15 protein-coding genes are annotated in these 21362 nt (G+C 40.0%); 5 read left to right on the top strand and 10 right to left on the bottom strand.

Annotated elements, in window-relative coordinates:
* Positions 1-46: 46 nt before the first annotated feature.
* Positions 47-1801, bottom strand: a complete 1755-nt coding sequence (locus tag J1N10_RS05800) for an ATP-binding protein (RefSeq protein ID WP_262325737.1) — start codon at positions 1799-1801, stop codon at positions 47-49.
* A gap of 159 nt (positions 1802-1960) precedes the next feature.
* A complete protein-coding gene (locus tag J1N10_RS05795) occupies positions 1961-4354 on the bottom strand; it encodes a TonB-dependent receptor (RefSeq protein WP_262325736.1) in 2394 nt (797 codons plus the stop codon).
* 229 nt (positions 4355-4583) lie between these two features.
* Between J1N10_RS05795 and J1N10_RS05790 the strand changes: the two genes are divergently transcribed.
* The gene (locus J1N10_RS05790) at positions 4584-6350 is read left to right on the top strand and encodes a chloride channel protein (protein ID WP_262325735.1); all 1767 of its coding nucleotides are present in this window, start codon (positions 4584-4586) and stop codon (positions 6348-6350) included.
* Positions 6351-6360: 10 nt separating this feature from the next.
* Here the strand turns inward: J1N10_RS05790 and J1N10_RS05785 are convergent, their stop codons facing one another.
* Both J1N10_RS05785 and J1N10_RS05780 read right to left on the bottom strand, forming a co-directional pair.
* On the bottom strand, positions 6361-7401 hold the full coding sequence (locus J1N10_RS05785) for a tRNA dihydrouridine synthase (RefSeq protein WP_262325734.1): 1041 nt from the start codon (positions 7399-7401) through the stop codon (positions 6361-6363).
* Positions 7402-7413: 12 nt separating this feature from the next.
* Positions 7414-7797 carry a co-chaperone GroES gene (locus tag J1N10_RS05780; RefSeq protein ID WP_262325733.1) on the bottom strand — a complete coding sequence of 128 codons (384 nt, stop codon included), beginning with the start codon at positions 7795-7797 and terminating at the stop codon, positions 7414-7416.
* 287 nt (positions 7798-8084) lie between these two features.
* On the opposite strand from J1N10_RS05780, the gene J1N10_RS05775 reads away from it, so the two are divergent.
* Positions 8085-8648, top strand: a complete 564-nt coding sequence (locus tag J1N10_RS05775; protein WP_262325732.1) for an NUMOD4 motif-containing HNH endonuclease — start codon at positions 8085-8087, stop codon at positions 8646-8648.
* Positions 8649-8809: 161 nt separating this feature from the next.
* Positions 8810-10588 (top strand): chloride channel protein, encoded by a 1779-nt coding sequence (locus tag J1N10_RS05770; RefSeq protein WP_262325731.1) that lies wholly within the window; start codon positions 8810-8812, stop codon positions 10586-10588.
* 289 nt (positions 10589-10877) lie between these two features.
* Here J1N10_RS05770 and J1N10_RS05765 read toward each other — a convergent pair whose 3' ends face one another.
* Positions 10878-11570 carry a DUF3575 domain-containing protein gene (locus J1N10_RS05765; RefSeq protein ID WP_262325730.1) on the bottom strand — a complete coding sequence of 231 codons (693 nt, stop codon included), beginning with the start codon at positions 11568-11570 and terminating at the stop codon, positions 10878-10880.
* Positions 11571-12006: 436 nt separating this feature from the next.
* On the opposite strand from J1N10_RS05765, the gene glyA reads away from it, so the two are divergent.
* Together glyA and J1N10_RS05755 are read left to right on the top strand one after the other, a co-directional pair.
* Positions 12007-13287: a serine hydroxymethyltransferase gene (gene glyA, locus J1N10_RS05760; RefSeq protein WP_262325729.1), complete on the top strand. Its 1281-nt coding sequence runs from the start codon at positions 12007-12009 to the stop codon at positions 13285-13287.
* Between the two features lie 116 nt (positions 13288-13403).
* The gene (locus J1N10_RS05755; protein ID WP_262325728.1) at positions 13404-14159 is read left to right on the top strand and encodes a sulfite exporter TauE/SafE family protein; all 756 of its coding nucleotides are present in this window, start codon (positions 13404-13406) and stop codon (positions 14157-14159) included.
* A gap of 210 nt (positions 14160-14369) precedes the next feature.
* Here the strand turns inward: J1N10_RS05755 and J1N10_RS05750 are convergent, their stop codons facing one another.
* The 5 genes from J1N10_RS05750 to J1N10_RS05730 all read right to left on the bottom strand — a co-directional run bounded on the left by J1N10_RS05750 (position 14370) and on the right by J1N10_RS05730 (position 21352).
* Entirely contained in the window at positions 14370-15344 is a 975-nt protein-coding gene (locus tag J1N10_RS05750) for a cell envelope integrity protein TolA (RefSeq protein WP_262325727.1), read from the bottom strand.
* 3 nt (positions 15345-15347) lie between these two features.
* On the bottom strand, positions 15348-15743 hold the full coding sequence (locus J1N10_RS05745) for an ExbD/TolR family protein (protein WP_262325726.1): 396 nt from the start codon (positions 15741-15743) through the stop codon (positions 15348-15350).
* On the bottom strand, positions 15743-16132 hold the full coding sequence (locus J1N10_RS05740; RefSeq protein WP_262325725.1) for an ExbD/TolR family protein: 390 nt from the start codon (positions 16130-16132) through the stop codon (positions 15743-15745). Before J1N10_RS05740 ends, J1N10_RS05745 begins: the two co-directional genes overlap by 1 nt.
* 2 nt (positions 16133-16134) lie before the next feature.
* Positions 16135-16827, bottom strand: a complete 693-nt coding sequence (locus J1N10_RS05735) for a MotA/TolQ/ExbB proton channel family protein (protein WP_262325724.1) — start codon at positions 16825-16827, stop codon at positions 16135-16137.
* 112 nt (positions 16828-16939) lie between these two features.
* On the bottom strand, positions 16940-21352 hold the full coding sequence (locus J1N10_RS05730; protein WP_458339605.1) for a translocation/assembly module TamB domain-containing protein: 4413 nt from the start codon (positions 21350-21352) through the stop codon (positions 16940-16942).
* Positions 21353-21362: the final 10 nt, after the last annotated feature.

The following is a 21362-nucleotide window of genomic DNA, read 5'->3' as shown; positions in this document are numbered from 1 at the left end:
TATTAATTATTCAAACTTATTTTTCAGGTATGAGAAGTGAATTTTCTTATTTTTTCAACCTAACTGGAAATAGAATAATAAAAACAGAACCTTGAGGTTGGTTTTCCTCGACCCAAATTTTTCCGTTAATAACATCCATTATTCGCTTAGCAATGGCTAAACCCAGTCCGGCACCACTTTCAATAACCGATCGGTGCTTCACTTGTTGGAAAGGTTCAAAGATTCCTTCATTAAACTCCTTAGGCACTCCAATTCCTGTATCTGCTACTTCAATACGCACCTTCTTACCAACTAATTTAGCACTTATCGAGACCTCTCCTTCATGTGTATATTTGATAGCATTGGTCAATATATTATTAATAACCTGCTGCAGTAAAATAGGATCTGTTTTTACCCTTTCTAAGCCCTCACTATCGTAGATCGAATAATGCAAATCCAAGCCTGCTTTTTTTGCAATGGGCTGCATTAATTCGCAAGTTTCTTTAACCAACTGACCTACATTTACTTTTTGAACCCATGCTTTAGTGAGTCCCGAATCCATTTTCGATAAATCAATAATATTATCAAGAATTGTTAATAATTGCTGCCCTCCTTTTACCATTAAGTTAGCATAATGCCTGCGCTCAACCTCTGTAGCCTGATCGATTTCAATCAGTTGCGCAAAACCCATGATACTGTTCATGGGCGTTCTGATTTCATGACTGATATTTGCTAAAAACGATTTAGTCAGCCGGTCACTTTCTGATGCTTTCTCTACAGCCTGCAATAGTTTATCATTCGTTATGCGCAGCTGCTCTTTTTCTTTTTTAAGTGCTGCAGTTTTCTCATTAACAATACGTTTCAAACGTCTATTAAATGTCCACATGGTTAAGGCAATTAATAGCAAACCTGATGTGACATAAAGAGCCAACAACCAGAACTGCCTACTTTCCAGAAGTTTTACCTCACGATGAAAAAGCCATTTATTTTTTATTGCCAGCTCTTCATTTCGGCTAATTGCATCTAAACCTTTATTAAGAATACTCAACAGTTCTGGCCAATCTCTCCTGACGGCTATAGCCATTTCGACATAATACTCTGCTTCCCCCGCTATCCAAAGGTTAGAATACACTTCTTTGTCAATATAGTAGGATGCCAGTGACATACTCACCACCATTGCATCGGCTACTCCCAATGACACCTTACGAAGTCCGACAACTGAATTTGACACAAAATCAAAATGAATATCTGGATAATCATTTTCCAACATCTCCTGCCACACATAACCTTCAACCACACACACATTCATACCTTTTAGATCATCCAGAGTTAATTCGCCTGAAACGCCAGATTGGGTTACTATTACCGCTTTCATTGTTAAGTGTGGTTTAGTAAACAGCATATATTCTTCCCGTTCAACGGATGGCGTAGCCACACCAAAGACATCCACATTGCCCTTTTTAGCTTCTTCCACAATGGTATTCCAGTCTTTGTATTGCACAATAGAAAACTCAAGGCCTGTTTTATCTTGCAGCAACGCAATGTAATCAGCACCAATACCTGAATAGTTACCTTCTTCATCAAAAAACTCAAAGGGTGCAAATGCTGGATCTGGAGCTAAGCGAATTGCTCCATTATGTATTTCTACCCACTCACGTTCTTGATTGGTTAGTATTACGCGCTTACCCTGTAGCATTTCATTTTGTTCTTTATTGACATTAAACAAATCTCCAATGCGTCTTTTCTGGGCTGCGCTACTGAAACAAACGGCAAAAGTAAAAACGAAGAATAGTATATATTTAAATGATGCAGGTAGGTTCATTTAATTCCTTTCTGACTAAATCAATTAACTGCCAGCAACATAAAACAAATATGCAAATTGCTGTGCTCAAACTAAAGTTTTATTGCTATTCAGGTGTCAACATATAAAGCTAAGAAAAAACATTCATTTGAATGTTTTCAATCTCCTAATTTCCATCAATTAAAATTCAATCATTAAACCAATGGTTGGTAAAATAGTGCCCGAAGTGGTGGTCAACTCTTTTAATGCGTAGCGCTGCTGTTCTGTTGGAGCATCCGGGTTTATAATAATTGGTTGGTTATTGTCGTCCAATACCTGTATTAGCTCGGGGGCATCTTCTGACTTTTGATTATACAGGTTCTGAATATCAATGTAAAAACCCAGTGTCATTTCTTTCAGGTACCAGGTTTTATCAATTCGTAAATCCAACTGATGAAAACTGGCTAGTCGTTGGGTATTAAACTTTGAATAATCGAGGTATTGACGGTTTTGTGCATCCCAGGCCTGCACCAATGATGACTTATCGTAATCGTAAGGTGTATAAGGCAAACCGCCAACGTAGCGCCATTTAACACCAATATCCCAGTTTTTTCCCAAAGCTTTGTTACCTGTAAACGTAAACAAGTGCTTACTATCCCACGACGATGGCACATATTTATTTTGCCAATCGGTAAACTCACTTCGTACATAAGTATAGGCTGTAATCATGCTAAAACCATTATTAGTACGGGTTCGTATCATCAATTCTACACCATAGGCTTTTCCTTTTGATGAAGATGTTACTTCCTCATCACCAAAAATACCAAAATCCCCCCCCTTACTAGCCATTGATATTGAATCTTTAACGGAGAACGGATAAGCATCATACCTTTTATAAAATCCTTCTAAAGTTAAACGTGTAAGTTTATTAGGACGATATTCAATCCCGCCCACCCAATGGTCTGATTTAAGATAAGAAAGTCCATTACTTTTATTCAACAATTCGCCATCACTATTTCGATAGCCCATTGTTGTATAGGCCGGATGCTGATAGTAACGCCCAACATTCATATTCAAATACACATCGGGCAATAACATATACGAAGCTGCAATACGCGGGCTAAACTGCTCCCACAAACGATTCATCTCCGCAGAGTAGCTATTCGCATCCAATCGAATGCCAGCCGAAAACGTCAAACGATTATTAATAAAAGGATGAGAAACCGAACCAAAAACTGACCATTTTACAAAAGTCAATTCTGACGAATAGTCAATCACAGATGGCTGATCATCCTCAAAAACCTTGTAATAAGTATCGTTAAAATACTGAACATACTGCGTTCCAAATCCAACATTAATGGTGAAATCATTAGGTCGTGCAGTGTATTCAACCCTGAATTTATTTTCTATTTCATCTGAAGAATAATCGGTTAGAAGGTTTTCTGGCATCTCAATATTTTCCTGGTACTTGTATGCCTTGTTGTTTAAATGATTACGACTTATATAAAACGACAAATAACTTCGCTCCAGGTAATGCTTATAAACAGCTCCAACGGTATAATTCCATTGATTATTAACAGGTAGGTAATTTAAAATATAGTTGTTCTCTTCTGTTGGTTCGGCATTTCTATTTAATTTAAACTTATCAATAGCGCCTACACCCAAAAATATGATTTCATTTTTATCATCAATTCGCGTTCGTGTCTTAAATTGAAAATCGGTAAAAGTTGGCAAAAAAGGTAAGCCTAACGCATCGAATAGAAACTGTAAATAAGAACGTCGAACAGAAGCAATCATCCCTGTTTTTTCGCTTATCGGAGCTGTTGTAGTTAAAGATAACTCTGACGCACCAACTGAACCTTTAAAATGCGGTTTATCCTCGCGCACATCAATCTGCTTAAATTCAAAAACCGAACTAAGAGCATTACCCTTAGAAACCGGGAAAGCACTGGAATAAAAATCAACTTCCCGAATGAAATCAACATTTAAAATACCGACCGGACCGCCAGACGCTCCTTGAGTAGTAAAATGATTTAAATTCGGTATTTCAATGCCATCGATAAAAAAACGATTTTCTGATGGACCACCACCACGCACAAATAAATCGTTGCGAAAACTACTGGCACTACCAACACCGGGAAACGACTGCAGTACTTTAGAAATATCGCGATTAGCACCTGCACTTTTCTCAATTTGGTCAATCCCAATTCGCCGTAAAGACACCGGAGCTTCTGCTTTAACAACATATGGTGAAGCGGTTATCTGTACCTCATCCAGATTTTCAGATACAGCCTCAAGGGTTATTTCAATGTAGTTGGATCGTACATGCGATACATTCAATTCTTCGCTCACCTTTGATTGGTAACCTATAGATGATAATTGCAAACGCACAAAACCAGCTTTCACATCCTTCAGTTCAAAACGACCAAGAGTATCGGTGATGGTCCCAATTGTCGACTCATAAACAATGACATTAACAAATGGAATGGGGCGATTAGTATAAGCATCTTTAACCAAACCTTTTAAACTACCTGTTTGAGCATAAATATTCGTACTACTTAAAAGGATGAATAAAAGAAAGAATAATTGCCTCATTTGTTTAACGCTACAGGTTTTAGTTTTAAACACTATATTAGCAAAAAGGTTTATCACCATGGATTAAAATGCATTACGTATAAGAAATCAATTGTATATTGAAAAAACTTAGCACCTACATTATCCGGCTTAAAAGAGAAGATATCTTCAATCTATTTAAACAACATCTTTTATACAACAAAGTCAAAATCTACACTTTTTTGTTACCTTGCTATTACAATCAAAATCCATGAATCGAAAATCCCTTTTCAGACAGTTTTTAGTATGGCGTTTAAGGCATGTCAGCAACCGCCAGTTCATGATGATTTTGAGCATATTGGTGGGTGTTGGAGCGGGCTTAGCTGCTGTAATCATTAAAAACTCAGTACATTTTATCAGTGAGTTAGTTCATCATTATACACAGAGCAGTAAAGGGTACTTATACCTAATCACCCCATCTATTGGGATATTACTATCTGTGCTATTTATTAAATATATAATTAAACGCCCGGTGCGTCATGGTATTCCTAATGTGCTCTATGCTATTTCTAAGAATCAGGGGCAGATGAACCGACATAACATGTTTTCATCTATCATAACAAGTGCATTAACTGTTGGATTTGGTGGTAGCGTGGGGTTGGAGGGCCCCACTGTATCAACAGGAGCGGCAATAGGCAGTAACATCGGTCAGCTCTTTCGTTTAAATTACCGCCAGATCAAACTACTGTTAGGTTGTGCCTGTGCCGGAGCTATGGCGGCTATTTTTAAGGCGCCTATTGCTGCCATTGTGTTTGCACTGGAAGTGATTATGCTTGATTTAACTCTGGCGTCGTTAGTTCCTATTTTAATGGCGTCAATATCGGCTGTTGTTACTTCGTATTTATTTATGGGGCAAGAGGTTGTCTATCCATTTGAGGTAACCACCACCTATGAAATGATTGACTTAGCCTATTACGTGGTTTTAGGAATAATAGCTGGGTTTGTGGCCACCTATTTCACGCATGTATATATATTAATTGAACTGTGGTTTGAAAGATTTAAAAAGAACCGTATTCGCTTTCTGGTAGGCACACTAATACTGGGAACGCTGCTATTCTTTTTCCCATCGCTATATGGTGAAGGCTATGAATTCATTAACCAGGCGCTTGCTGGTAATGCCAGTCATATTTTTGACGGTTCTATTTTTGCTTCCTTAACAGATAATTTTGCCGCTATGGCTTCTATCCTTAGTATCATTATTTTACTAAAAGTAGTAGCAGCTTCATTAACCTTTGGCAGTGGTGGCGTTGGAGGCATCTTTGCACCAACCTTGTTTATGGGTGCCAATACAGGGTTATTATTCGCCTCAATTGTTAATAAATTAGGAATCCATCAATTACATGTGCCTAATTTTGCTTTGATTGGCATGGCTGGGCTGATTGCTGGTGTCTTACAGGCGCCTTTAACTGGCATCTTTTTAATTGCAGACTTATCAGGCGGTTATGAGATGTTTTTACCGCTTATGATAACTGCTACCGCTTCATTTGCTACGACTAAAACATTTGAAAAACATTCGGTTTATACCCATCAATTGGCTAAGCGTCGCGAATTGATTACACACGATAAAGACCACGCCATACTAACCATGATGGAGGTTAAGAACCTGATTGAAACTGATTTTGCCAAGATAAAACCAGATGCTACATTGGGTGACTTAGTGGCGGTTATCTCTGAGGCACACCGCAACTTATTTCCTGTTGTAGATGAAGAAGGGCAGCTACATGGCATGATCAAAATGGATGATATCCGAAAAATCATATTCAAACCAGAACTGTACAAAACCACCTTGGTAAAAGACCTTATGTATATGCCAGCCTATTATATTAGTCCTGACGACACAATGGAAGACCTGGTGGAAATGTTCAGAAAATCGAGCCGCTTCAACATTGCTGTTATCGATAAAGGTAAATACCTGGGCTTCATCTCACGAGCCAACGCATTTACCGCCTATCGAAATCAGTTAAAGATGTTTTCATAGGAGATAACTCCTAGGCTTCTTTTGCCAGACGTCGTTCCTCTTGCTCTTTTAAAAAGTCATTAAGGATGATCTCCACCTCCTCAAGACCATTGGTTTCCATCAGCTGAGCACGCAATTGCACGGCTCCCGGGAAACTATTGGTGTAAATTTTAAAGAATCGTTTTAAAATCGCCCAGGGCTTAATCCCGTTCCATGTTTTAGCGTACAACTCAGAGTGCATTCTTAAGGCTTCTACCCTTTCTTCCATTGAAGGTGAATAAGCAGTATTATAAAACCACGGATTATGAAAAATGCCGCGCCCAACCATGACACCATCCACACCGTACTCCAACACTTTATCCAGAGACTCTTCTATTGACATCACATCACCATTGCCCAGTAACTTCATACCTGGATTAATCTGATTTCTTAACTCAACCGACTTACCAATCTCATTCCAGTCAGCCTCTCCTTCCGACATCATTTTCTGTATACGCCCATGTACTATTAGAGCGTCTGCTTCTGATTGCAACAAGTTAGATATCCACGATTCCGTTACAACTGATTTAAACCCAACTCGTGTTTTAACGCTCAAAGGCAAGTCACTTGCTTCGTGCACAGCAGTTATTATTTCCCGAGCCAGCTCTGGTGTATTTATCAAGGCTGAACAAGCACCTTTTTTGATAATATTTTTCATTGGGCAGCCCATGTTGATATCAATGCCATCAAAAATCGTTTCGTTGGCAATATATTGAGCTGTCTTGTAAAACTTCTCCGGATCTGTTCCCCAAATTTGAGCCACCAGCTTCACATTGTCGCGCTTAACCAACTCCATCTCACTTTCATTAATATGAAAACGGTGCACCACCTTATCTTTCCCCACCGGATGACAAAAACCATCGGTTGATAAAAATTCGCTAAAAAGTAAATGCAGGTTCCCCGGACTAGACAAACGCATCACCACTTCACGAAATACGGTATCAGTCACATCCTCCATTGGTGCCAAAGCCCAGGTTGGCCCTTCACTCTCTTTCCAGTAATTGGCTTTATTAGTAATTATTCTATCTCCCATTTAAGCAATATCTTATTCAAACAAGCCTTCGTCTCTAATCACCATTAAAACAGCTGACTGAGAGACAATCACATATTTCTCTTTTTTGTATTCTATTTCGTAACCTCCACTCTGCAAATAAATTGCCAAATCTCCTTCCTTGGGTTGTAATGGCACATATTTAATGGCATCCTCCTTCTTTTTCCAAACTTCATCATCGTCAGGCGAAGTTGGTATAGGATAACCTGGCCCAACCTTTACAATGTATCCACTGTGTACTTTTTCTTTTTCCTGAACACTTGGAGGCAGGTATAATCCAGATTTCGTTTTACTTTGCGGCACTTTTGGCTTTAACAATATACGATCGCCTACCAAAATAAACTTCTCAAGTTCCTTATCATCTATACCTAACGTCATTGTAATAATATTTTGCCTGCAAAGATATGAAAATGCACTTAAGTAGTACTATTTACTCACGTCTACTATTCTTCGCTAAAGGTTAGTTTCACAGGGCTTAACTTTTTTTAACAGCACTAAAAGTCAATAAGATATTGAATAGCCAAATCCTTTTTCATACTTTTGCTGTTACCTTTTAACTGTTAGTAGAATTTCTCTACATCATACATCTCATAAAAAAGTGAGGACATAACTTAAATATATCAGGTAACATTAATCTAATTTTCAACCTTTAACCTAAAAGAGCAATGAAACCGAACATGAATGAACGTAAGCTTAGAAAAATTGATGATGAGCACTGGAAAGAGCTTACGTTTACAGATAAAAAATACGAAATAAGTAATTATGGTCGTATTAAAAGCTATTGCTACGATAAAGTAAATGGCCGTATTGTTAAGCTGGGCAATATAAAAGGCTTTTTTAATGTGAGCTTACGAGTAGAAGGACAGAAGAAATCATTCTTAGTGCATAAGCTTACCGCTGAATATTTCGTTGACAAAACAGCAGAGGATCAGGATGTTGTTATTCACCTGGACTGGAACAAACAGAACAATTACTACACTAACCTACAATGGGTGACAAAAGCCGAGAGTTATAAGCGCATGCATAAAGTATTGCAGGAAGCTCGCAAGAAAGCAGGAAAAGTAGTAACCAGTTCCAAGCTATCGAAAGATGACGTAGCCGTTATTAAAGGCATGCTTGAAAAAGGCGTCAAACAAAACCTGATAGCCAAAATGTTTTGCGTGAGTGAAATGCAGGTCAGCCGAATTGCCCGAAAAGAGAATTGGGCAGAGATTGAGCCTAAAATGTAAAAACATATCCAAGATGATATTTAAAAGAGGAGGCAATAACTTCCTCTTTTTTATTACTCTCGCTTTAACCCGGATTCATAAAGACTTATTCTATTAACATTCGTTAAAAATCGATTTAAGCGAAAGCCTACTCACTTAATTTGTATTACTTTTGCGCCATTATGAGCAAGCTTAATAGAATCATCGGGAAAATTCTTATTTGGAGGGTTAAAAACATTAGCCAGAAGCATTTTATATTAATATTAAGCCTACTGGTTGGTGTGTTTAGCGGACTAGCAGCTGTTACGCTTAAAAATGCCGTGCACTTTACTCACCATTTGCTGACCGAAAATTTTAATTTAGAAAACAGAAACTACCTCTATCTGGCCTACCCGATGATTGGTATTTTAATAACCATTCTCATTATTAAGTTTTTTGTAAAAGACAGTCTTGGTCATGGTGTTAGTAAAATATTATACGCCATTTCTAAACGAGGTGGTCATATCAAAAGTCATAACAATTATTCATCCATCATCACCAGTACTTTTACCATCGGATTTGGCGGTTCGGTTGGAGCCGAGGCCCCCATTGTATTAACCGGTGCATCCATTGGGTCAACATTAGGCCGTCTGTTCCGGATGAATTATAAAACCATCATCCTTCTGATGGGATGTGGTGCAGCAGGCGCCATTGCCGGCATCTTTAAAGCACCGATCGCCGGGCTTGTTTTTACGTTAGAAGTGCTGATGCTCGACCTGACCATGGCATCTATTGTTCCCTTATTAATCTCAGCGATTACAGCTTCAACCATAGCCTATTTCTTTTTGGGAAAAGGGGCCGAATTTGCCTTTACGCTTGAAGCACCTTTTCATCTTAATAACATTCCGTATTATGTATTGCTTGGTATTATTGCCGGTTTTATCTCATTATACTTTACCCGAGGTATTATGAATACCGAAAAGCAATTCGGTAAGATGAAAAGCCCTTACACTAAATGGATTGTTGGTGGTTTATCCTTGAGCTTGCTAATCTTTTTATTCCCTCCACTCTACGGTGAAGGTTACCAAACCATTATTGCATTACTCAATGGTAATAGCCAGTCTGTCATGGGTGAAAGTTTCTTTTACGGATGGCACGATAACGCATGGGCACTGATTGCGTTTTTAATTCTGCTCATCATCTTTAAAGTATTCGCCACAGCTGCAACAACGGCTAGTGGTGGTATTGGTGGTATTTTTGCACCAACACTATTTATGGGAGGTGTTACGGGTTACCTGTTTGCCAGATTGATAAATACATTAGGTTTTTCCGAAGTGCCATCCTCTCACTTTACCCTGGTTGGAATGGCTGGTATGATGGCAGGCGTGATGCATGCCCCTTTAACCGCTATTTTCCTGATAGCTGAAATTACCAATGGATATGGTCTTTTCATCCCACTGATGATTACCTCAACCATTGCTTACCTCACAATTATGTATTTTGAGCCTCACTCGCTTTATACCAAACGTCTGGCTCAAAAAGGCGAACTTATAACGCACCACAAAGATAAAGCGGTATTAACATTGATGCGGCTTGATAAGGTTTTGGAAACAGACTTTAAAACAGTATACCCTGAGATGACTTTAGGCGAATTGGTAAAAGTCATTTCTACCTCTAAGCGTAATATATTTCCTGTGGTGAACCACAGAGATGAATTACGAGGCATACTGCTGCTGGATGATATCCGTGAGATCATGTTTAACCACGAACTATATCATGAGACAACTGTTCAGGAACTGATGTCACTCCCTCCGGCCATGATTGAGTGCGATGAAAACATGGATAAGGTCATGCGCAAGTTTGAGGATACAAGCGCCTGGAACCTGCCAGTCGTTAAAGATGGCAAGTACCTTGGCTTTGTCTCTAAATCAAAGATTTTCTCTGTCTATCGAAGAGTATTGATTCATTATTCGGATGATTAAATAAAGAAAACTTTTAAAGTCACCTATCCCCAAGGCAAGCCCACGTGGTATTTCGGCGACTTTATTTCTGCTTTCGCAGAAAACCGAGTTTTCCTTATCAACCCCTCTGACCGATATAAATCGGCCATCTCCCCTGAATTCAGGGGAGAAAAAAGCTGACCCGAGGCAAGCCTCAGTGAATCATATTAATTGAATGTGTGATAAACTGTGGAATTGAGGAATTGGTTGAAAAGTTTAAATGTTGAAGAAAACCTCTCAACTCAAAACAGAAAACTGGAAACTGGAAACCCTACTTTGCCAGATAAATACCTAAACGAAACCCGCCAACAAAGTTGACGCCCCAGAAATTACCTTCGTAACGCTGACTATCAGACCAAAACCACTCATCCCAGTCCGAGCCATTATGAGCGTCTACAACAGCCCCCTGCACATCAACATATTCACGCTCGACCAAACGGATACCAACACCTACATAGGGATCAAATACCATTCGTGAGCCCATTCGTAAACTCACCCCAAATTTATAGTGTGCACCAAACTTAGCCTTCGTATATGTGGCAGCATCAAAATCAATTCTCACTTCTCCCTTATCCTGATAGTAATGATCGTCTTCTAAATCCTCTTCTAAGTAGATATAGTAAAATTCAACCGCGTTATATAAACGGGCTCTGTACTTATCATTAAAGAAAAACTTGAATTCCGGACGAATTTCAAATACACTGTAATCTCTGTCGTTCCATCCGCCATGATATCCACCCCTTTCGTAATTGGACAGGTTAAAACCAACATCAACACCAACACTGGTTCGTTGCGAAACACCAATTTCGGCACCTACACGAAAGCGCGAATAGGTATCAAGAGCTGATAACGGCGCCCAGTTGAGAATGACACTTCCCCGATAGTCGTGTTCAACTGTTTGTTCCTGGGCATTAGCAAAAATGAAAGTGAATAATAATGGCAAGGTTAGTAATAAATTTTTCATCGTATTTTAAGTTAGTGTAATCATATGACAATTACCTTAGTCAATGGACGCATCCCAATGTGCAACTTTGTTGATTTAGAAACCTTATGCCCTGAACACAGAACTGCAAACAAGAAACTAAGAACCAACTCCTTCGCCCCATTTCAAAACATGAATAATATCAACTCTGTATTATATCATTTTTGCATCTCAGGAAAAGTTATAAACTGCAATGTTTTTTTTATCGGATGGTTGATGTAAATTTGTGTTCCTCCGCTTAAAAACAAATAAATAGAAGATTAAGTACATACCCAATCTTCACGTTAAAGGCCACAACGGTGGCTCTCGTTCAACGAATACTATTAATAAATAATCATAATCAGTTTGTATTAAAGACACAATCGACCTAACTGGATGGTGTGTTTTGATACTCACATCTTAAAAACTATATCATAAGATGAAACGCGATACTGTAATTTTCGACCTAATTGAGAAGGAATACGCTCGCCAGAAAGAAGGTATTGAGCTAATCGCTTCAGAGAACTTTGTGAGTGAGCAGGTAATGGAAGCTCAGGGTTCATGTTTAACTAACAAGTATGCTGAGGGTTACCCAGGCAAGCGCTACTATGGCGGATGCCAGGTAGTTGACCAAACTGAGCAATTGGCCATTGACCGTGCTTGTGAGTTATTTGGTGCTGAGTATGCTAACGTACAGCCTCACTCAGGCGCTCAGGCTAACGCAGCCGTTTTCTTTGCTGTATTAAAGCCAGGTGATACCTTTATGGGCTTGGATTTAGCGCATGGCGGTCACTTAACACACGGGTCTCCGGTTAACTTCTCAGGTGTAACTTACAACCCGGTTTGTTATCACGTTAAAGAAGATACCGGATTGGTGGATTACGATGAGATGGAAGCAATTGCTCGTGAGCACAAGCCTAAAATGATTATTGCAGGTGCTTCGGCTTACTCGCGCGAATGGGATTATGCCCGCATGCGTCGCCTGGCTGACGAGATTGGTGCTTTATTGCTTTGCGATATGGCTCACCCAGCCGGTTTAATCGCCAAAGGTCGTTTGAACAACCCTGTTGAGCATTGCCATATTGTAACAACTACTACGCACAAAACATTACGCGGCCCTCGCGGTGGTATGATTTTGATGGGTAAAGACTACGAAAACCCATTTGGTTACAAAACACCAAAAGGAGAAACCAAGATGATGAGCGCCGTATTGGATTTCGCTGTATTCCCAGGACAGCAAGGTGGACCATTAGAGCACGTTATTGCAGCTAAAGCAGTTGCTTTTGGCGAGGCTTTATCGGATGACTTTGCTACTTACGTTGACCAGGTGCGTTCAAACGCTCAGGCCATGGCTGATGAATTCCTTAAACTGGGCTACAAAATCATCTCTGGTGGAACCGATAACCACTTAATGCTGATTGACCTTCGCACGAAGTTCCCTGACATCTCGGGTAAAAAAGTGGAAAACACCTTAGTAAAAGCGGATATCACCATTAACAAAAACATGGTGCCTTTCGATACACGTTCGCCATTTGCTACATCTGGTTTCCGTGTGGGTACATCGGCTATCACTTCGCGTGGTTTGAAAGAAGACGATATGCGTACCATCGTTGGTTTGATTGACGAAGTAATTTCTAACATCGACAATGAAGAAGCGATTGCTGAAACACGCAAAAAAGTAAATGCATTGATGGCTGATAAGCCTATGTTTGCATGGTAGAGTATAGCTACTAGCTATTGGCTGTTAGCTGATAGCAATTCACATATAGCAAAAACACAAAGCCGCTTTCGAATGAGAGCGGCTTTTGTTTTGTATGAAATCCATACATTTGCCATATGGACATTTCAATACTCAATGTAGCCCTCCTTATATTGGCCGGCCTCTTTGCCGGGTTTATCAATACCCTTGCTGGTAGTGGCTCTTTAATTACTTTGCCATTGCTCATGTTTTTAGGCCTGTCGCCTCACCAGGCCAATGCCACTAACCGCATTGCTATTTTCTTTCAGAATGTGGTGGCGGTGCGTAATTTCAAACAGCAGGGACTAATCCATTACAAGAGCAGTTTGTTTTTGGTTGTGCCAGCTTTGATAGGCTCTATCATTGGGGCTTCTATTGCTATTTCTATTAATGAAGACATTCTGAACCTGTTTATTGGCTCCTTATTGTTTGTGATGTTCTTCATCATCTTGCTTAAACCCGATAAATGGGTGAAAGCACAGGCTGGACAGGCCAACGAAAAACCGGCCGTTTGGCAAATCGTTATTTTCTTTTTTATTGGCGTGTATGGTGGGTTTATACAGGCTGGCGTGGGGTTCTTTTTATTAGCAGGCCTAGTGCTTGGTGTGGGATATGACCTGATTGAAGCCAACGCCATTAAGGTGTTTATTGTGCTGACCTATACCGCAGTGGCTTTAGTTATTTTTATCTGGTCGGGACAAGTAAATTTTATATACGGTATTATTCTGGCCATTGGTAATGCAAGCGGTGCTTTTATTGCCTCAAAATACGCTCAACAAATCGGCGTTAAGTATATCCGCTATATTTTATTAACAACGGTTTTTGTGGCGGCTGTTAAGGTGCTGCTTTTGTAATTGAGCTATTTTAGAAATTACAGTTCCCGCTATCGGCAGGACGGTTTCCGCAAGCGCGGAAGTATTCCAGCTAACAGCAGGACGGCTTCCGCAAGTGCGGAAGTGTTCTCGCTCTCGGCAGCATCATTTCCGCAAGCGCGGAAGTGTTCCCGCTGACGGCAGGACGTTTTCCGCGAGTGCGGAAGTATTGCTGCCGGGGGCAGGACATTTTTAGTCTAAAACAAAATGATATGTAATGGTTCCTTGTGCGTAGGCATTGGCCGTTTTGTCTGCATTAAACTTGGCGCGTTTAGCAGCGGCCTTAGCATTGGCTACCAATTCTCTATCCTGTGTATTTGAGCCCTTCATCTGAAACTCTGCAGAGGTAACATAACCATTGCGGTCAACTACAATCTTGATCACCACAATTCCCTCTTTATTAGAGTTATGCTGCGGCTTAGGCAAGCTCCCAACCAAAGAACGACCTTGCAGGTCAAAGCCACTACCCGAGTCGCCTTTACCATCGCCACTGCGATTCTTTGAATTTGGATCGCCGGTAATATGGCCTTGATTACCACTACCGCCAGTATCGCCTTCCGATGAGCTATCTCCTGTTCCTTTGCCACTGAAAGCTCCTGTTACGCGATTACGTGCCTCTGCCGCCTGACGGTCCTGTTCTTCTTGTTTCTTACGCGCTGCTTCTTCGCGGGCACGCTGCTCTGCTAACTCTTTTTGACGTTGCGCTTCCTTTTCTGCTTCAATCTGGCGCTGACGCTCCAGTTCTTTCTGGCGTTCTATTTCTTTTTCGCGTTCAATGCGCTCTTGCTCTTCACGCTGTTTGCGTTCCCGTTCTATACGGTCTTTTTCTTCCTGCTCTTTTTTCTTTTGCTCCGCTGTTTTTACTACAGGAGCCTCATCGTAGTCTTGCGTTTCTACTTTCTCTTCTGGTTCGGGCTCTGATGTTTTGGGCTCGGGGATGTTCTCCACTTTAGGTGGCGGCGGTGTATTTTGTTGTTCCACAGGTTTAGCTACCGATTCTTTCGGCTCTACTTCACCTTGTCCGAGCACGGTATCACCAAAATTAACCAAAATCCCCTCCTCCTCTTGTGGCATGGTTGTTAAACCAAAAAACATCAACAATAACAAGATGACCCCATGAAAAATGGCGGACCCTATAATGCCGTATCTTCTATCCCTGTCTTCCATCTTTTATTTTCCCTGAGTTGCCAATATCAACTTGTATTTATTTCGTATCGCGATATCGCGGATGCGCCCCACCACCGAAAATGGCACTGATTCATCCACGTGCAAAGCAATATAAGTATCCGGACTTACTTCGATAATGCTTTTTAAGCGACGTTCTATTTTCCAGAAAGGCACCTGTTCGCCTTCCACAAAATAGCGCAAATCAGCCGTTACCGAAATGGTTGTGTTGGGCTTAGCCGACACCTGGTGATCACTTTTGGGCAGCACCATATCCTTAATGGCCTGCGGTGTAACCAAAGTAGAGGTAATCATAAAGAAAATCAGCAATAGGAACACAATGTCGGTCATGGACGACATGCTGAATCCTGCTTCTATTTTACTTCGCTTTTTAAGTGCCATTACCGGATGTCTAATATTACTTTAATGCCATTCGTTTCCGCTATATCCAAAATACGCGCCACATTACCTGTTGAAGCATTTTTATCCGTTCGCAGCTTCACAATGGTTTTATCATTGCGGTTAAAAGCAGCCACCAGGCCCGATTCAATGGCCTCATCCCCCACTCGTTTACCTTCAACATAAAATCGCCCCGATGATGTTACACGCACATTCAAATATTTCTCAACCACCACCTTTTTCGTTGCCTTTTTAGGTGTCAATAACTTAATGGCATTGGGATGTACCATTGTTGACGTAATCATAAAGAAGATCAACAACAGGAACACAATGTCGGTCATCGACGACATGCTAAAGGCGGCGCTTATTTTCGTTCTTCGCTTTAAAGCCATGCTTAGTGCGCTGGTTCATTCAATAAATCCATAAACTCCATGGTGCGAGCTTCCATCTTGAACACCACTTTTTCAACTTTTGCTACCAAAATATTGTAGGCAAAATAGGCGACGATACCAACCACCAAACCCGTTACGGTGGTTACCATGGCCGTGTAAATACCCGATGACAACAACTGCACATCAATATTATTACCGGCATTCGCCATATCGAAAAATGCCTTTACCATACCAATTACAGTACCTAAGAAACCAATCATGGGTGCCCCTCCGGCCACTGTTGCCAGTGTTGGCAAACTTTTCTCCAAGCGCGAAATTTCGAGGTTACCCACATTCTCAATGGCCGTATTGACATCGCTCAATGGGCGACCAATGCGTGTTACTCCCTTTTCGATCATACGCGAAATAGGAAAATCGTGCGATTGACACAAGGCCAAAGCCGATTCGATTTTACCTTCGTGAATGTAGTCTTTAATTTTATTCATGAAACCGGCATCCTCTTTGGTTGCACGGCGGATAGCCAGGTAGCGCTCAATAAAAATATACACCGCTACAAAGGACAACAGCACCAATGGAATCATAATAATACCGCCATCTTTAGCCATTTTAAAAAGATTCATTTTCTCAGCCCCTTCAGCTACTCCTTCTGTAATCAGCTCTTCGGCATTAGCCTGAATGAATAAAAACAAATTCATATTATAATTTTTTAGTCAATCGAATTAAGCAATAATTGTGCAAGAAATTATTCTTGTCGTTAAAATCTGCACTAAAATAAATAAATCACTTTTTATTACAGAACGAAAAATATTATTCTTTAGTCTCTTCTGCGTTCTTCTTCTTTTTTTCAGCCTTGCTCTTACCTGATATTTTCATCCAATATTTCTGCATTAACTCTTCTAAAGAATCAAATTCCTGATTAAACGAAACACCAACCCCTTGTGTTGTGGGCGAGGTATTGGTTGAATAAACCAGGTCATTATTGGTACGTGTATAAGCTTTGGCTCTTATATTACCAGCATTATTCAGTTTTACCTCAACGTCGAAATCACCAATAAGGTTACTTGGTCGGGTTTGGTCTTTACCGTAACCCACATTGCCGTTTACCACCACCCGGTTGTTAAACATTTGTGTTGACAAAGCCACTTCCACTTCATCGTCACTTAGCTCGCTGGCCGGACGATAGGCTACGCCAATATCCACATCACGACTTATTTGTGACAACCAATGACTTAACTGATTGGATAACATTTCGGTGGTAGTTACCAATGCAGCATTGTTGCCTGACGAAAAACCACTTTGATTATTTGTGCTATTCGTTTCCTGCGAATAAAACTTGTTCAATACCAGCAAAGAGAGTACTTGGCGATTGGTCTCCTCCTCGGTGTTAATATATTGGTCTATAATTGTTTGATTATTATCCTGGTTAGATGGCGTTTTAATCTCAAATCGAATATTTGGTTTGGTCAGACGATCGGTTAATATCATATTACAATCCACCGGTATTCTTCGTCCATATTCACTTTGCACTTCTTCAGGGTTACCCATTAAATCAAGTAAGCTTGCTTTTAATTTATAGCTTGCATTCAAATCAATAACGGCATCATAGGGATTACCATCCCAATGAATAGATGAGCCCTCATTAATGACAAACTTCTTGTTCAACACATTCTGAAGCGTAAACATATAGTCGCCGTCTTCAATATTAAAATTACCAAAAAACACGATACCACCTTCTTTATCCATTTGAATCTGAAGGTTTCCATTTCCTCTACCCTTTAAAATATCGCCCACCTTTGAGTCAAAAATAACCTGACAACGAGCATCTGGTGTAATATCCAAATCCATACTTACCGTCATCCCGGTTAAATCTATTTCGTATTCATCAGCTACCTTTACTGATTTTTGTTCATCATCTTCTTCCTGCTGCGCATTAACAAAACGAATAAAACTACTTTCTTCAGCACTTTCCTCATCTGTCAGTGGAATAAAAAACTCAGTATTTTCCCTTGTGCGGCCACCAATATCAATCACCAAATCCTTAGTTGTTCCGGTCACCGACATATTTCCATCGGCATACACTTCTCCATAATAAAGAGGATTATCAGTGTATTTGGTGTCCATCACCAGCATATTATTGGTTATCAAACGTAAATCATAATGCATATTGCGAAATGCATGATGCCTGATAGTTCCATTAAATGAACCTTGCTTGCCATTGCGGTCAGATAATTGTATACCTTTAAATTCAATCAAATCAGGCTTAAACAATACCGAATCGGTCATTGAATAAGTGGTTTGCAATAAATCAACATCGAAAAAGGCTTTGTTGATATACAACCCACCAATCAATTCAGGAGCTGTTATAGGTCCTACCACCGACAGTTGACCACTGGCATTACCCGACAATTTTTGCATCACTCGGCTGAGGTACAGATTTAAAAAGCCAATCTCCAGCATATTAATATCGTAATGCAAATTAAGACTCTGTTGTGCCAAATCGATAACTCCACCTCCTTTAAGCGGCTGGATAGCTCCCTTCGTTACATTAGACTTAATTTGTATTTGCTCTTTCTTGGGCAGGTATTCGGCCACAACTTCAAAATCGCCTAGCTCATCGTTGTTAAAATTGAAGTCGTTAATACTTAAGTCGCCACTTATAACAGGCGATGTATAGAGCTTTTGCACATCAAGGGTGCCGTTTAAAAAGCCCGAAATTTCCACTTGCTTCAAATCCTGGTATCCCACCATATCTGAGAGGCTAATATTTTGAAAGTGCACACGCAAACCATCTTTTACATGCCGATGCACAAAACCATTGATACCAATCTCCTGGTTACCATGATGAACTCTGAAGTTTTTAACCGAAAAGCCATCAGGATGATAATGCAGGGTTGTTGACTGTACTTCCCAAAGACTATCATGCACCATCACATACGACGGTTGCAACTCAGTGCTGGCATAAACTCCATTATCGCGTGCACGCAACGATGTGCTTGTCATTATAGAACCACTATTGGTAAATTCATCCCAGTTATTCCAAAACACATTAAACTGCAAGGTGTCGTTAAATGCGGTTTGATGAAAACTCAAATTCTGAAAAGACCCCAGGTTATTGACATTTAAATCCTTCAGACGCGAAACAACCATTAATTTGTTATTACTATCGGTTGAAATATGCACTTCGGGATGAGTTGCCTTGATACCCTTATAATTCAGATATTGAATTTCGGCTTCAACATCCATTTCACCGGTGAGCGTACTATAATTGCCAAGTAAGAGTCCATTATTGGAAATCTCTATATCCGGACTAAACAAAGCAGCAATATCAGACATTTTCTTAAAGGTACACGAGAATGTAAAATCATTTTCTTTAACATCCTTCTCCTTCACATTGACTTTTGACTTTAACGAGGGTAGAAAATTAGTCAGGTTTTGCTTGAGCATATTGCCAAGGTTGGTAAAGTTATAGACCCCTACCAAGTCGCCTTCGGCAATATCAGATTGTAAAACAATACGTTTGCGTTCACCCTCTCGAACCGAAATCAGCAATAACGAATCAATTGAAACCTTGTGCTTATCATAGCGATAACTAACATCGTTAATATTGAGATAGCCTACAATATCGTTAATATCTCGTCCTGAAATCTCAGTCTCTATATCTCCTGTTAAGACTGCATTTTTATGTTTTTTCAACAAGTTTAGCTCATTCAGTCTCAACTCTGTCAGGTGAGCAATAAAACTAAAATTAGGTACCTCGCCCGATAGATCAATTTTACCATTAAAGCCCACCTGTCCGTTAGGATCATCAATTAAAAAATCGCCATCAAACTTATTATTGGCAAACAAACCGTTCAGTTTGATATTTTTATAAGCATAGTTGTTAACCGTAATGGTATCAACTACTCCACTTAAAAAAGCATTGTAGTTGTTGGCTGACTGCCGGCGTCCGTTGATAGCCACCGACATAGATACATCGCCCACATACTGCTCAGCGCCGGCCAGCTTACCAACATCAAATTGCTGGGTAGATAAATTACCAGAGAAGATTAGATTATTAGCGGCATCAATCTTCAAACCAATATCTGTATTAATCTTACCCAACGCGGTATTAAACTCGCCATAGGCCACCAAATCCGTCAGAAAACCGGTAAAGTTACCGGAATATGTAATCATATTGAGGTTTTTGATGGCCTCAGGTAACTTAAGTGCCTGCCCCTGAACCTGAGATAACACACTTTCTAAATCGGCCGGAGTGGTTTTGAGTCGATTGACATTAAAGTATATAAATGTTTCATCCAGATTAGGCAATCCATTAATATCAAAACTGGAGCTTATCTGGGAATGTGGTCCAAACTGCAAGCGCACGTTTCGCCCTTTTATATTATCAACCGTCCCATTAACCAGACCTGATAAGCGTATTTCTGGTAGCCGTACATTTTTTTTGAGCAGAAAAGACAAGTCATCATCATTCACTTTTGAACTCTGCACATCCAGGTAAAAATGAGCAATTTTGTTAATGCCTTCATTTTCCGGAATCATTTTCAGATTCAGCGAATCAATATTAAGGGTTGATTTTTGCGTTTCAAATAGTCCATTACTAAAGGTTAGGTACGACTTGTTAAAACTCAGTTTACCTTCAGCCTTTTCGACATTAAACCCGCTTGTACTATTAAATGACAATTCTGCCAACGACAAATGCCATAAGCTATCCAATCGAATATCGTTCACTTGCAGCGTTAGCTCCGAAGTCTGAAAATTACTTCCTGCCGAATCGTTATGATAGCGCAATTGTCCATCTTCGACACCGAAATTATTTAAGTTCACATTCCAGGCACCTTCTTCACTGGACCCTTTTTGCTTTGTTTTTAATGCGCTTAAAAGAAATGAATAATTGTATAACGAATCTTGCTTTGATACATTAATTAAAGGCTGTTCAACCTTTAACCTGTTTAAATACAACTTCTTTCTTCGGAAATAAACCGAGTCAATATGAGCCGACAACCGACTTATCGACAGCAATGTATCAGCTTGCTGATCAAACACTACCACATCATCCAGAACCAGGGTTTTAAAAGGTCGTAAATGAACCCGCTTAATAGAAATTTCAGTATTTAAGTCTTCACTTAACTCACGGGTAATATAATTGACCACAGAAGTTTGAACAGAAGGCAGCAACAATATAGAATACAGCATTAGTGGCACTATAATTAGTGCCGCCAAAACATACAAT

The organism is Carboxylicivirga litoralis (assembly GCF_025499605.1).
Lineage (GTDB): Bacteria > Bacteroidota > Bacteroidia > Bacteroidales > Marinilabiliaceae > Carboxylicivirga > Carboxylicivirga litoralis.
Note: the sequence above shows the minus strand (reverse complement) of the source record. Positions and strands in the feature narration are given on the sequence as shown.